The sequence below is a fragment of the Mesorhizobium kowhaii genome (genome assembly GCF_042431665.1).
GTDB classification, from domain to species: domain Bacteria; phylum Pseudomonadota; class Alphaproteobacteria; order Rhizobiales; family Rhizobiaceae; genus Mesorhizobium; species Mesorhizobium kowhaii.
The window spans coordinates 61277-75320 of record NZ_JBHLYT010000033.1; the positions used below are offsets into that span (position 1 = coordinate 61277).

Annotated in this window: 11 protein-coding genes and 1 riboswitch; of the genes, 4 read left to right on the forward strand and 7 right to left on the reverse strand. The window is 64.4% G+C overall.

Annotated features, from left to right (window positions below; translation table 11 throughout):
- Positions 1–189: 189 nt before the first annotated feature.
- The 3 genes from thiQ to thiB all read right to left on the reverse strand — a co-directional run bounded on the left by thiQ (position 190) and on the right by thiB (position 3677).
- Positions 190–972, reverse strand: a complete 783-nt coding sequence (gene thiQ / locus ACFFNA_RS19780) for a thiamine ABC transporter ATP-binding protein (RefSeq protein WP_378920914.1) — start codon at positions 970–972, stop codon at positions 190–192.
- The gene (thiP, locus tag ACFFNA_RS19785) at positions 965–2602 is read right to left on the reverse strand and encodes a thiamine/thiamine pyrophosphate ABC transporter permease (RefSeq protein ID WP_378920916.1); all 1638 of its coding nucleotides are present in this window, start codon (positions 2600–2602) and stop codon (positions 965–967) included. The genes thiQ and thiP overlap by 8 nt, the downstream gene beginning before the upstream one ends.
- A 76-nt stretch (positions 2603–2678) precedes the next feature.
- Positions 2679–3677 (reverse strand): thiamine ABC transporter substrate binding subunit, encoded by a 999-nt coding sequence (thiB, locus tag ACFFNA_RS19790; protein WP_378920918.1) that lies wholly within the window; start codon positions 3675–3677, stop codon positions 2679–2681.
- 43 nt (positions 3678–3720) lie between these two features.
- A riboswitch (TPP riboswitch) is annotated at positions 3721–3835 on the reverse strand.
- An 88-nt stretch (positions 3836–3923) separates the two neighbouring features.
- On the opposite strand from thiB, the gene ACFFNA_RS19795 reads away from it, so the two are divergent.
- Genes ACFFNA_RS19795 through ACFFNA_RS19805 form a run of 3 tightly spaced genes read left to right on the forward strand, consistent with a single transcriptional unit; the run spans position 3924 to position 6763 of the window.
- Complete coding sequence (locus ACFFNA_RS19795; protein WP_378920920.1) at positions 3924–4568, forward strand: thiamine diphosphokinase; 645 nt, start codon at positions 3924–3926, stop codon at positions 4566–4568.
- 1 nt (position 4569) lies between these two features.
- Complete coding sequence (locus ACFFNA_RS19800) at positions 4570–6390, forward strand: ABC-F family ATP-binding cassette domain-containing protein (RefSeq protein ID WP_378920922.1); 1821 nt, start codon at positions 4570–4572, stop codon at positions 6388–6390.
- A gap of 55 nt (positions 6391–6445) precedes the next feature.
- Positions 6446–6763 carry a type II toxin-antitoxin system CcdA family antitoxin gene (locus ACFFNA_RS19805; protein ID WP_378920924.1) on the forward strand — a complete coding sequence of 106 codons (318 nt, stop codon included), beginning with the start codon at positions 6446–6448 and terminating at the stop codon, positions 6761–6763.
- Here ACFFNA_RS19805 and ACFFNA_RS19810 read toward each other — a convergent pair.
- Complete coding sequence (locus ACFFNA_RS19810; protein ID WP_378920926.1) at positions 6732–8384, reverse strand: hypothetical protein; 1653 nt, start codon at positions 8382–8384, stop codon at positions 6732–6734. The two genes, ACFFNA_RS19805 and ACFFNA_RS19810, sit on opposite strands and share 32 nt — an antisense overlap.
- 74 nt (positions 8385–8458) lie before the next feature.
- On the reverse strand, positions 8459–9757 hold the full coding sequence (locus tag ACFFNA_RS19815; RefSeq protein WP_378920928.1) for an adenylosuccinate synthase: 1299 nt from the start codon (positions 9755–9757) through the stop codon (positions 8459–8461).
- A gap of 213 nt (positions 9758–9970) precedes the next feature.
- On the opposite strand from ACFFNA_RS19815, the gene ACFFNA_RS19820 reads away from it, so the two are divergent.
- Complete coding sequence (locus tag ACFFNA_RS19820; protein WP_378920930.1) at positions 9971–10882, forward strand: DMT family transporter; 912 nt, start codon at positions 9971–9973, stop codon at positions 10880–10882.
- Positions 10883–11040: 158 nt separating this feature from the next.
- Here ACFFNA_RS19820 and serA read toward each other — a convergent pair whose 3' ends face one another.
- Complete coding sequence (gene serA, locus ACFFNA_RS19825) at positions 11041–12639, reverse strand: phosphoglycerate dehydrogenase (RefSeq protein WP_378920932.1); 1599 nt, start codon at positions 12637–12639, stop codon at positions 11041–11043.
- Positions 12640–12783: 144 nt separating this feature from the next.
- Positions 12784–13959 carry a phosphoserine transaminase gene (locus ACFFNA_RS19830; protein WP_378920934.1) on the reverse strand — a complete coding sequence of 392 codons (1176 nt, stop codon included), beginning with the start codon at positions 13957–13959 and terminating at the stop codon, positions 12784–12786.
- Positions 13960–14044: the final 85 nt, after the last annotated feature.

Genomic DNA, 14044 nt, shown 5'->3' on the forward strand with positions numbered 1-14044 from the left:
GGGGCGATCTTCGGAACGTGTCATGCGCTATCTCAAACTGCTGCAGCATCCGGCGCGCGCCCCTCGGGGCGGGCGGCGGATGCTGCAGGCAAATCACGGCCTGTTGCCGGACCAGTAGGGGGACCTAGCCACACTCCTCCAGTCATGGCAAGCAAGCGCCACATCGCCTGGAGCCGGTTTGACCGTAAATTATGTCCGCTTCCGGGCAACATCTCGTGATACGACATCCCCGGCACCCGCGCCGATATAGCGCCGGAACGCTTCCGGACCAGCCCCGCTGAAGAATTCATCCGCCTTGCCGGTTGCCGCGACAACGCCATTGTCCAGAAACACCATGTGCCCGCCGATGCGGCGGGCATCCTCCGGCTGGTGGGTGACGAACAGCACCGTCATGCCCCGTTCGGCGTGCACTGCGGCGACCAGATCCAGCATGTCGTCGCGCAGCGCCGGGCCGAGCGAGGCGAAGGGTTCGTCGAGCAGGAGCACCGGCCGGTCGCGCACCAGGACGCGGGCCAAGGCGACACGCTGGCGTTCACCGCCGGAGAGTTCACGCGGCAGGCGCTTTTCCTTGCCGGCAAGGCCGGTGCGTTCGAGCGCCCCGGCGATCGCGGCACGATCCGCCTCGGTCAGCAGCAAGGATGGCGAGCGGCCGAGCCCGACATTCTGCTCGACGGAGAGGTGGGCAAAGAGATTGTTCTCCTGGAACACCATCGACACCGGCCGCGCTGACGGCGGCGCGGCGTTGACATCGGCCCCGCCGATCAGCACGCGGCCCGACTGCGGTACCTCGAAGCCGGCCACCAGGTTGAGCAGCGTCGACTTGCCAGAACCGCTCGGCCCCATGATGGCTGTGATTTTCGCCGCGGCGAAATCGACGTCAAAGACGAGCGGCGCTTCGCCATAGCTGAACGACACCTGGTCCAGCCGCACCGAAGCGCCCTTTTCAGACCTGCTGGCCGCCCCGTCAGGCATCCCGGTTCTTCTCCCTTCCCAGCCAGTGTGCGGCTACGATCAATGCGAGGCAGACGAGGCCAAGCAGCAGCGCCAGGCCGGCGGCGTCCTGCGTGCGGTAGCTGCCCATGCGCGCCAACAGAAGGTAGGGCAAGGTCTGCACGGAATCACTGCCGAACAGCGCGATGACGCCAAGATCGCCAAGCGACAGCGCCATGGCGAAAGCAAAGGCGGTGGCAAGCGGCCGCCGCAGCGACGGCCAGTCGACCAGCATCAAACGATTCCAGCCCGCAATGCCGAGCTGCGCACAAAGCCGTTCGTGACGCTCGCTCGCCGCATCATAGGCGGGACGGACAGCGCGCAGTGCGAACGGCATCGCCATCACCGCGTTGACGGCGACGACCATGACCGGGGCGATGACAAAGACATCGCCGACATGGCGCAGCAACAGGAACCAGCCGGCGCCGACGACGATCGGCGGCACGACGAGGACGAAACCGGCGCCGGTATCAGCGGCGTGTTCCAGCATTGCCTTTGCGCCTGAGCGGTGGTTCAGCGCCAGCGCCCGGCGTGCCATGGTCAGCGCCAGCGACAGCGTCACGGAAAGCAGTGCTGACAGGAAGGCCAGCACCGCGCTGGTCAGCGTCGCCTGCCGCACGGCGACCTCGCCGGCAAGCCGGCCGAGATCGGCGCCAAGCCCGGCCATCACCGTGGCCGCCATCGGTCCGACAACGAACAGCAGCGCGAGCACGATGAGCACGACGTTCAGCAAGGTCTCGGTCCCATTGACGGGGAGGTAGCGGCGCGGCGCAACCGGCAGGTTGGTGTCGCCGACCACATTGGCGCCAAGCCGCGTCAGCGCCAGCACGACGACAAACGTCAAGGCGATCTGCAGCAATGTCAGGGTGACGGCCCGGGCGGGATCGAAATCGAAGCGCAGCGCCTGGTATATGCCGACCTCCAGCGTCGTCGCGGCTGGCCCGCCGCCGAGCGTCAGCACGATCGTGAACGAGGTGATGCAGAGCATGAAGACAAGCCCGGCAACACCCGGCAAGGCCGCACGCAGCGTAGGCCATTCGATCAGCCGGAACGCCGGCCGCGCGCCCATGCCGAGTTGGCTCGACAGCCGCCATTGGTCGGCGGGAATGGTCTGCAGCGCTTCGAGAAGGAGCCTTGTCGCCAACGGCAGGTTGAAGAAGACATGTGCGACGAGAATGCCGGGCAGGCCATAGATGCCTGGCCAGCTTCCACCGCCAATCCCCGTGAACACCCCGGAAAAATAGCCGGCACGGCCATAGAGAGCGAGAATGCCGAGTGCCGCGACGATGGCCGGCAGCGCCAATGGTACGGCGAACAGCTGCAGGATGAAGGCGCGGCCAAGGAAGCGTGGATGCCGTGACAGCGCGCGCGCCACGAACAGCGCCGGCCCGACCGAAAGCAGCGTCGAGAGCGCCGCTTGCCAGAGCGTGAAGCGAACGACGCGAAGCAGATAAGGATCGAAGGCCGCCCAGGCGCCGGAGAAGTCGTGAGCGCCTTCGAAAAGCAGTCCAGCAAACGCGCCGCCGATCAACAGCGAGATTGCGGCGAGCGCGATGACGCCAGCTGTGATGCGAGGGTCAGAGGATGCGCGCCGGGGTGGGGGTGAGGACATCTTCAAGGTCGCAGCCCCCACCCCGCTCCGCCACGCGGATCGACCCTCCCCACAAGGGGGAGGGTGAAACGCGCTCTCATTTGCTCATCACCGCCAGCCATTCATCCACCCAGGCCTTGCGGTTGGCGGCGACCTCTTCGGGGCTGAACAGCAAGGTCTTGGTCGGCTTGACCAGTTTGTCGAAGGCCGGATTGAGCGGTTTGTCGGTCTTGCCGGCCGGGAACATCCAGTTGGTCTCGGGAATGGCATCCTGGAATTTCGGTCCGGTCATGAAGGCCAGGAACTTTTCCGCCAGCGGATTCTTGGCCCCTGTCGTGGTGATGCCGGCGACCTCGATCTGCAGATATTCGCCCTCTTCGAACGACGCTGCCTGGTAGCGCTCGGTGTTCTCGGCGACCATGTGATAGGCCGGCGAGGTGGTGTAGGACAGCACCATCGGCGCCTCGCCCTTGGTGAACAGGCCGTAGGCCTCGCTCCAGCCCGGCGTCACGGTCAGCACCTTCGCCTTGAGCTTCGCCCAGGCCTCCGGCGCCTTGTCGCCATAGACCGACTTGACCCACAACAGCAGGCCGAGGCCCGGTGTCGAGGTGCGCGGATCCTGAATGACGATCTTGTCGTCGGCGCTGCCTTCGACCAGCTCCTTCAGGCTCTTCGGCGGTGTCTTCAACTTCTCGGTGTCGTAAACGACGGCGAAATAGCCGTAGTCAAAAGGAACGAACGTATCGTCGTTCCAGCCGCCCGGTACATTGACATCGGACACTGCGCCATGCGGCGCAAACAGGCCTGTGGCCTTGGCATCGGCGGTCAGATTGGTGTCGAGGCCGAGCACGATGTCGGCCTTCGTCGATGCCCCCTCCAGCTTGACGCGGTTGAGCAACGCGACGCCATCGGCGACCGAGACGAACTCGACATCGCAGCCGCATTCGGCCTCGAATTCCTTCTTCACTACGGGACCCGGACCCCAGTCGGCGGTGAAGCTCTCATAGGTGTAGACGGTGAGCTTGTCCTTGGCCAAGGCCGGCCCGGACAGGACCACAGCCATCGCAGAGACAAGAGAGTATAAAAGCGTGCGCATCGGCGCCTCCTTCGTTCGAATTGAAAGGAATTGAGGCGTCGGACTGTCCGAAACGTCTAATCCCTCCGCCGGTACAAACCGGATCAGGTTCAGCGGGTTGGCGAGTTTGCCTCTCAGCCGGTCCGCGAAGATCGCGTCCGGCACCCCGTTAGAGCGTTTCGACACATAGGCCCGGCCGATCAACCGCGCAAGTGGCAGTTTGCCGGCCTTCCGTTTCCCGTGCCGGGCTGGTAAGGGCCACACGATATGAGCACATTCACCATCTTGCTTGGCGGCGATCTCATCCGCACGCCACGGCTCGACCGGCAGGTCGAAGGCTCCCGCGTCATCGCCGCCGACGCCGGCATCGGCCATGCGCGCATGCTGGGCCTTGTCCCGGAACTGTGGGTGGGTGATTTCGATTCGGTGCCGGCCAACCTGCCGGATGATCTCGCCGCCGTGCCTCGCCGGACCTTCCCGGCGGAGAAGGACAAGACCGATGGCGAACTGGCCATCGCCGCCGCGCTGGAGCGCGGCGCGACCAGCCTGGTGCTCGCCGGCGCCTTTGGCGGCAAGCGCGCCGACCACGCCTTCCTGCATCTGGCGCTTGCCCTGCGGCTGGCCGAGGCCGGAACGAGGGTGCTTCTGAGCAGCGGCGCCCAGGAAGGCGTTCCGCTGCTGCATGGGAAAGCCGGCTTCGACTATGCCGACCGCACGCTGTTTTCGGTGCTCGGCTTTTCCGATCTTTCCGGCCTGACCGTCATCGGCGCCAAATGGCCGCTCGACCGCGTCAAGGTGGCGTTCGGCTCGTCATTGACCATCTCCAACGAAGTCAAGGGCCGCCTCGAAATCACACTCGACCAAGGCCGCGCGCTGTTGCTCGCCCATCCTTATCCACTGCCTGAAAGCTGACATGGCCCCGCCCCTTCTCAATCTCGACGGGATAAAACTGACCTTCGGGGGCACGCCGCTGCTCGATGGCGCCGCCTTGACCGCTTCCGCCGGCGACAAGATCGCGCTGGTCGGCCGCAACGGGTCCGGCAAGTCGACGCTGCTGAAGATCGCCGCCGGCCTGATCGAGGCGCAGGACGGCGAGGTGTTCCGCCAGCCTTCGGCAACCGTCCGCTATTTGCCGCAGATGCCCGACATGGAGGGTTTTGCGACCGTGCGCGCCTATGTCGAGGCTGGGCTCGGGCCTGCCGACGATCCATACCGCGCCAGCTATCTCATGGAGCATCTCGGCCTGTCGGGCGAGGAGCGGCCGAACGATCTTTCCGGCGGTGAGGCAAGGCGCGCAGCACTCGCTCGTGTCATGGCGCCGGAGCCCGATATTCTGCTGCTTGATGAGCCGACCAATCATCTCGATCTCTCGGTGATCGAGTGGCTGGAAGAGGAGCTCGTCCGTACCTCCTCGGCGCTCGTCGTCATCTCGCATGACCGCCGCTTTCTCGAGCGCGTATCGCGCGCCACCGTCTGGCTCGATCGCGGCCAGACCCGCAGGTTGGACAAGGGCTTTGGCCACTTCGAGGAATGGCGCGACCTCGTGCTGGAAGAAGAAGAGCGTGAGCAGCACAAGCTCGGCCGCCAGATCGTGCGCGAGGAACACTGGCTGCGCTACGGCGTGACGGCGCGGCGCAAGCGCAACATGCGCCGGCTGGGCGAACTGCAGACCATGCGCCAGCGCTTCCGCGGCCATCGCGGCGCCGAAGGTTCGGCAACCATGGTGGCCAGCGACGCCGCCGAATCCGGCAAGCTGGTGATCGAGGCGAAAAACATCGAGAAGAGCTTCGGCGACCTCACCGTGGTCAAGGGCTTCTCGACCCGCATCCAGCGTGGCGATCGCGTCGGCCTCGTCGGACCGAACGGCGCCGGCAAGACGACGCTGCTGGAGATGCTGACCGGCGAGATGAAGCCCGATTCCGGCTCGGTGCGGCTCGGCACCAATCTGGAGATCGCCACGCTCGACCAGAAGCGCGAAGCGGTCGACCCGCAAGAGACGCTGGCGCAATATCTCACCGACGGGCGCGGCGAGAACCTCGTCATCAATGGCGAGCAGCGCCATGTCGTCTCCTACATGAAGGATTTCCTGTTCAAGGCTGAGCAGGCACGCACGCCGGTGCGCGAGCTTTCAGGCGGCGAACGGGCGCGGCTCTTGCTGGCGCGCGTGCTGGCGCGGCCGGCGAACCTTCTGGTGCTCGATGAGCCGACCAACGATCTCGACATGGAGACGCTAGAGCTGCTGCAGGAACTGGTTGCCGGCTTTGCCGGCACCGTCATCCTGGTCAGCCACGACCGCGATTTCCTCGACCGCACCGTGACCAGCATCATCGCTCCGGACGGCGGCGGCCGCTGGATCGAATATGCCGGCGGCTATTCGGACATGCTGGCACAGCGCGGCGGCACCCGGCTCGACGACCGCAAGGCCCGGGCGAAGGCCGAAGCCGGCGAGGCCCCAGCGACGACCAAAAGTGAAGCCGCTGCGCCAAAGGGGCCGGCGAAGAAACTGTCGTTCAAGCAGAAGTTCGCGCTGGAATCCCTGCCCAAGAAAATCGAGGCCGTGATGGCTTCAATCTCCAGGCTTGAGAACAACATCGCCGATCCAGCCTACTACGAGCGCGATCCGGCCTCGTTCCAGAAAACCATCGCCGCGCTCGACAAGGAGCGCGCGACCCTGGCCGCACTCGAGGAAGAGTGGCTGGAACTGGAGATGCTGCGCGAGGAAATGGAAGGGTAATGGTGTTCGCAGGCTTTATGCATCTATATTGGACGCATAAAGGGACGCGAACTCCATGCTTCAATCGAAGCCGAAGCCTCGGCGAAAATCCGTCAGCATATTCATCAGGTCGCCGTTGATCGAAAACGCCAAAGCGTTGGGCATCGACATATCTTGCGCCGCGGAGATGGGTATCGCGAAAGCGATCGCGGCGCAAAAGACGCGTCAATGGCAAGAAGAGAACAAGGAAGCCATTGCAAGCTGGAACGACTATGTCGAACGCAACGGACTGCGTCGGACGCAACGGACTGCCCCTAGCCAAATATCGGCTGTTTTGATGTCGCCTGACGAAGGCGCTCTTCTCAGCCCGCCGTCTTCGCCTGCCAGGCCTTGATCGCTTCGTCGAACACCTTCTCGCCGGGAATACCCTTTTCCATGGTCAGCAGCGCCCGCCGTCCGGTCTTGTAGACGACCGGCACGTCGATCCAGTCCTGCCCGCGAAGCAAGGTCATGTTGGCGTCCTCATCGGCCTTGGTGTCGTTGAGCGCGACGAGGAAGAAACCGTCGGCGATCTTGGCCGGAATGCCGATCAGCGGGCTACCGGCATCCTGTTCCGAACTCTTCATCGCGACACGCAGGATGTTGTCGACACCGCCGCCTTCGAAGCCGTCGGGCGTCAGGAAGATCATCTCGATGATATGGCTGGCCGGCAGTGTCTGGTCGGTGTTGCGACGAATGGTCATGCGCAACTGGATGTCCTTGCCGGGAATGGTTGCCTCGGCGCGGATTGCCGGCTCCGGCGGCAGGTCGCCACCGGGCGATTCCTGCACCAGCGACCAGACAATGCTGCCGGGCTCCGCCGAACCCTGGGCGGTGCTGGTGCGCTCTTCATAGAAGATCGCCTTCTGGCCGACCGGCAGCGCGGTTTCCGCTGGCGCGGCTGCCGGTGCCGCCGGCGCGGCGCCTGCCGGTGCTGGCGGAGTGGCGGCTGCAGCCGGCGCCGCAGGTGCAGCCCCCGCGGCAGGTGGCGTCGCCGGTGCCGTGCCGGGTGGCGGCGTTGTGGCGGGTGCGGCCGCGGGCGGAGTGCCGGCAGCCGGTGCAGAAACGGCTGGCGCGTTCGTCGCCGAGGGCGGCGTGGTCAGCGCGGCGACCGATTCGCCTTCGCCGATGCCGCTCTGTCCGCCGGCCGGGCCGGGGTCGACTTCGCTACCCTGCGGCGTCAGCCGCTGGGTGAATTTCGTGGCTTCGGTTTCCGTGCCGCCGGCTGCGGGTGCTGGCGGCGTTGCGGCGGCATCTTTTGCCGGCTTGGCCGGCGCCGGCTTCACCGGTTCGGTCTTCGCGACCTTGGTGCTGCCGTCAAGTCCCAGCATCTTGCTGAAGGCGTCCTTGTTCAGCCAGATGCCATAGCCGCCACCGGCAACAACCAGCAAGGCGACGACGGCGGCGATCAAGCCGCCATAGCTGCGCTTGCGTTCGGCGGGGCGCAGGCGCTCGAAAGTGTCCGACACCGGCTCTTCGTTGCTGGAAAAGACATCGACCCCGTCGTCGGCTTCTTCACCCTCCATCCCCGGAAGGGCCGTATCGGCGTGAGCAGCAGGCGCTTGGGTCGGCTTTTGCCAGCTAGGCTCGACCTTGGCGACAGGTGGTGGCGCCGGTCGATAAGGTTCCGGCTTGGCGAGAGGCGGCGGCGGCCAGGTCGGTTCTGCCTTCGCCAGTTGCCGTGTATGGCTCGGCTGGTTCTTGTTGCGGTCGATCGAGGAAAAGATGTGTTCCAGCTCCGCAAGCGGATCGGTCTCCGGCACGCTCTTGGCATAGTCCCGCTCGACACTTACGACAGCGTCTTCCAGGGAGCGCTTCTGTTTGGCTATGACCTCGGCAGACAGCGGCGGCGAAAACTCCGCAAGCTTCTTTTCGAGCGCGGAACGCGCGCCGTCATAGATCCGCTTGCGCGTATCGAGTCCCGGCTCGCCATGCTTGTCGAGCTGCCTTTTCAGAACAGAAACGAAATCTGCCATGCTTCGGTCGACCTGTATTTTGCTCCTGGGCCGGCCCCCGCAAATCAGCCGCGATGCCCGGAAAGGCTGAGAAACTAGTCTTGAAACGGATCGGTCACAAGTATCGTGTCGTCCCGTTCCGGGCTGGTGGACAGGAGTGCGACCGGGGCGCCGATCAACTCCTCGATGTAGCGGACATATTTGACGGCCTGGGCCGGCAGATCGTTCCAGCTGCGCGCGCCGGCGGTGGTGCCTTTCCAGCCCTCCAGCGTCTCGTAGACCGGTTCGACGCGTGCCTGCGCACCCTGGCTGGCCGGCAGATAGTCGATCATCTCGCCGTCGAGACGGTAGCCGGTGCAGACCTTGATTTCGTCCAGCCCATCGAGCACGTCGAGCTTGGTCAGCGCGATGCCCTTGATGCCGTTGACGGCGACGGCCTGGCGCACCAGCACCGCGTCGAACCAGCCGCAGCGGCGCTTGCGGCCGGTGACGACGCCGAATTCATGGCCGCGCGTGCCGAGGAACTCGCCGATCTCGTTCTTCTGCTCGGTCGGGAACGGACCTTCGCCGACGCGCGTCGTATAGGCCTTGGTGATGCCGAGCACATAGCCGATGGCGCTTGGGCCGACACCGGAGCCGGCAGCCGCCTGGCCGGCGACCGTGTTCGACGAGGTGACGAACGGATAGGTGCCGTGGTCGATATCGAGCAGCGTGCCTTGCGCGCCCTCGAACAGGATGCGCTCGCCGGCGCGGCGCTTGTCGTCGAGGATTTTCCACACCCGGTCCATATAGGGCAGGATTTCGGCCGCGACCGAGGTCAGCTCATGCATGATCGCATCATGCGTGACTTCGGCATGGCCAAGCCCGCGACGCAGCGCATTGTGGTGCGTCAGCAGCCTGTCGACTTTCAAGGGCAGCGTTTCCAAATCCGCCAAATCCATCACCCTGACCGCGCGCCGGCCCACCTTGTCTTCATAGGCGGGGCCGATGCCACGACGGGTCGTGCCAATCTTCGTTCCGGAGTTGGAGGCGGCGTCCTCGCGGAATCCGTCCAGCTCCCGATGCAGGGACAGGATAAGCGCTGTGTTTTCGGCTATTTTCAGGCGATCCGGCGCCACTTCGACGCCTTGTGCCTTGAGCTTCGCCACTTCGGCGACGAAAGCATGCGGGTCGAAAACCACGCCATTGCCGATGATGGACAGCTTGCCCTGGCGCACGACGCCGGACGGAAGCAACGACAATTTGTAGACCTTGCCGTCGACGACCAGCGTGTGGCCGGCATTGTGGCCACCCTGGAAACGCACCACGACATCGGCGCGCTCCGACAGCCAGTCGACGATCTTGCCCTTGCCTTCGTCGCCCCACTGCGAGCCGACGACCACCACATTGGCCATGTTTCTTTTCCCTTGAGACGCCGCCGAGCGGCTTGAATATGGTTCGAAACGACAGGCCTCTATAACGTCAAGACCTCGTGAGCGCGACCTTTCTTTGCCGCCAAAAACGCGCTGAGGCACAACAATTTTCGGCTTTGACATCATTTACTTGGGCGGACGGGGACAATAGGCCGGCAAACACCGCAGCTCACCTCTGGCGGCCGGAATCCCGCGATGCATCGAAGCGCCTACATATTCCTGCTGCTCACCACCTTGCTGTGGGGCGGCAACTCGGTGGCCGGCAAGCTGGCGGTCGATCACGTCTCGCCGATGACGCTCGTCTTCCTGCGCTGGGTGCTGGCCGTGGCGATCATGCTGCCAATCGGCTTGCAGACGATACGCAAGGACTGGCCGGTGGTGCGCAAGCACTGGCTCGTGCTGGCGGCACTTGGCGCCAGCGGCTTCACCTTGTTCAACACGATCTTCTACACGGCCCTCAACTACACGACGGCGATCAACGTCTCGATCGAACAGGCTGCGATGCCGATCCTGATCATCGTCGCCAATTTCGTCTTCTTCCGCTTGCGCGTGAACTGGGCACAGATTGTCGGCGTCGTGCTGACCATCGCCGGCGTGGTCCTGACCGCCTGCCACGGTGACCCGCGCCGGCTGTTGACGCTGGAACTCAATTTCGGCGACGCCATCATGCTGGTCGCGGTGTTTCTCTACAGTGGCTATTCGGTCGGACTGCGGCTGAAGCCGGTGATGCACTGGCAGAGCCTGATGCTGGCCCTGTCGGTTGCGGCACTTGTCACCTCGCTGCCCTTCTTCCTGTGGGAGGTCGCCGCCGGCAAGGTCATCGTGCCCGACGCGCGCGGCTGGGCGGTCATCGTCTATACCGCGATCGGCGCCTCGGTCATCTCGCAGATCTTCTACATCAGGGGCAACGAACTGATCGGCGCCAACCGCGCCGGCCTGTTCATCAACCTGGTGCCGATCTTCGGCACCCTGCTTTCGGTGCTGATCGTCGGCGAGACGTTCCAGCTCTATCAGGCACTGGCTCTGGTGCTTGTGCTGGGCGGCATCGGGCTTGCCGAATACAGCGGGCGCAAGGCAGCGAAGCTGCCGTCAGCCAGGACACGCTGAACAAACAAAAGGCGCGGACCAGGCCGCGCCTTTCGATCTTTCCTAATGCATGTCGCCCAAAAGTGGCCCCGGTTTTGGGAGAACGACATGCATAAAAACAAAGACCTAAAGCGCGTCGCATGGGTCCGTTCAAACGCGACGCGCTTTAGCAGGTCGGGTCACATCGCGTTGACGTCGAAATGCAGCCGCTTGGCCGAATCGATCGACTTGTGCGCCTTGACCTGCTCCAGCACATTCTCCGGGAACGGTGCATCGAGATAGAGCAGCGCGATGGCATCGCCACCCGGCCGGTTGCGGCCAAGCTGGAAGTTGGCGATGTTGACGCCGTTCTCGCCGCACACCGTGCCCAGCAGGCCGATGATGCCCGGCGCGTCGGCATTGGTCGTATAGAGCATGTGCTGGCCGACCTCGGCGTCGAGATTGATGCCCTTGATCTGGATGAAGCGCGGCTTGCCATCCGAGAAGCAGGTGCCGGCGATCGAGCGCGTCTTGTGTTCGGTCGTGACCGTCAGCTTGATGTAGCCGTCGAACACGCCCGACTTGTCGCGCTTGACCTCGGCAACGATGATGCCGCGCTCCTTCACCATGATCGGCGCCGACACCATGTTGACGTCGGAGACCTGCGGCCGGATCAACCCGGCAAGTGTGGCGCTGATCAGCGCGCGCGTGTTCATCGTCGCGGTCGAGCCGTCAAACAGGATCTCGACCTCCTTGATCGGGTCTTCGGTGACCTGGCCGACAAAGGCGCCGAGCACTTCGGCGAGCTTGACGAACGGCTTCAGTCGCGGCGCTTCCTCGGCGGTGATCGACGGCATGTTGATGGCGTTGGAGACGGCGCCCTTGATCAGGTAGTCGGCCATCTGCTCGGCGACCTGCAGGGCGACGTTCTCTTGCGCTTCCGTCGTCGAGGCGCCGAGATGCGGCGTCGCCACCACGTTCTCCATGCCGAACAATTCATTGTTCTCGGCCGGTTCGACCTCGAACACGTCGATGCCGGCACCGGCCACCTTGCCGCTCTTCAGCGCCGCGATCAGGTCGGCCTCGACGACCAGCCCGCCACGCGCGCAGTTGATGATGCGCACGCCATTCTTCATCCTGGCGATCGCGGCGGCATCGATGATGTTGCGCGTCTTGTCGGTCAGCGGCGTGTGCAGCGTGATGAAGTCTGCGCGGGCGAAAAGCTCGTCCAGTTCGACCTTGTCGACGCCAAGCTCCTCGGCGCGCTTGTCCGACAGGAACGGGTCGAACGCGATGACATGCATCTTCAGGCCGACACCGCGCGTCGCGACGATCGAGCCGATGTTGCCGCAGCCGATGACGCCCAGCGTCTTGCCGGTGATCTCGACGCCCATGAAGCGGTTCTTTTCCCATTTGCCGGCATGGGTCGAGGCGTTGGCTTCCGGGATCTGGCGCGCCAGCGCAAAGATCATTGCCACCGCATGTTCGGCGGTGGTGATCGAATTGCCGAAGGGCGTGTTCATCACGATGATACCCTTGCGGCTCGCCGCCGGGATATCGACATTGTCGACGCCGATGCCGGCGCGGCCGATAACCCTAAGATTGGTGGCGGCATTGATCAGCTTTTCGGTGACCTTGGTCGCCGAGCGGATGGCGAGGCCATCATACTGGCCGATCACTTCGGCGAGCTTTTCCTTGTCCTTGCCGAGGTCGGGCAGATAGTCGACCTCGACGCCGCGATCCTTGAAGATCTGCACGGCGGTGGGAGAAAGTTTGTCTGAGACGAGAACGCGAGGCATGGATTTGATCCTTTGATTGGCGTCCCTCCCCCTTGGGGAAGGTCGGCGCGAAAGCGCCGGGATGAGGTCCTTGCGGCCGGATGTGGCCTAAATCTTCTGGATGTTGGATCGTTGAGCCGGGCGAACCCACCCGGCCCTTCGGAGTCAGGCCGCTGCCTTGAGCGACGCCTTCTGCGCGGCAAACGCCCAGTCTAGCCAGGGCAGCAGCGCCTCGAGATCGGACGTCTCGACCGTCGCGCCGCACCAGATGCGCAAGCCGGGCGGCGCGTCGCGATAGGCGCCGATGTCATAGGCGACGCCTTCCTTGTCGAGCACCGAGACAAGCCCCTTGGCGAAAGCCGCCTGCCCGTCGGCGTCGAGCGCGGACACGTCGGGGTCGGTGAAGGACAGGCAGACCGAGGTGTTCGACCGCGTCGCCGGCTCGACGGCGAGATGACCGAGCCATGAGGACTTGCCGACAAAGCGATCGAGGACCGCCGCATTGGCATCCGCTCTGGCGATCAGCGCCTCGAGGCCGCCGATCGATTTCGCCCAGTGCAGCGCATCGAGATAATCCTCGACGCACAGCATCGACGGCGTGTTGATGGTTTCGCCCTTGAAGATGCCTTCGATCAGCTTGCCGCCCGAGGTCAGGCGGAAGATTTTAGGCAGCGGCCAAGCCGGCTTGTAGGTCTCCAGTCGCTCGACGGCGCGAGGCGACAGGATCAGCATGCCATGCGCGCCCTCGCCGCCCAGCACCTTCTGCCAGGAGAAGGTGACGACATCCAGCTTCTGGAAATCGAGCCTTTGCGCAAACGCGGCCGAGGTGGCGTCGCAGATGGTCAGGCCCTTGCGATCCGCAGGAATGAAATCGCCGTTCGGCACGCGCACGCCGGACGTGGTGCCGTTCCAGGTGAAGACCACATCGCGATCGAAGTCGATCTTTGCCAGGTCGGGCAATTGGCCGTAGCCGGCCTCGATCTTGCGCACGTCGGCAAGCCTGAGCTGCTTGACCACATCGGTGACCCAGCCGGAGCCAAAGCTCTCCCACGCAACCATGTCGACGCCGCGCTCGCCGAGCAGCGACCACAGCGCCATCTCGACCGCGCCGGTGTCCGACGCCGGCACGATGCCGATGCGATAGTCCGCCGGGACCTGGAGAATTTCGCGCGTCAGCTCGATCGCCTGTTCGAGCTTGGCCTTGCCGATCTTGGCGCGGTGGGAACGGCCGAGCGCGGCATTGTTCAGCGCCTCGACCGACCAGCCGGGGCGTTTTGCGCAGGGACCTGAAGAAAAGTTGGGATTTGCCGGACGGAGTCCGGGCTTCGTATGTGTCGTCATCGTGGTCTATCCTTCCAGATAGTGGCCCCTCGTTGGGGAGGGGTGGCCCACGGACGGCGATATGCGTTCAGGCTTCGGGCGTCAA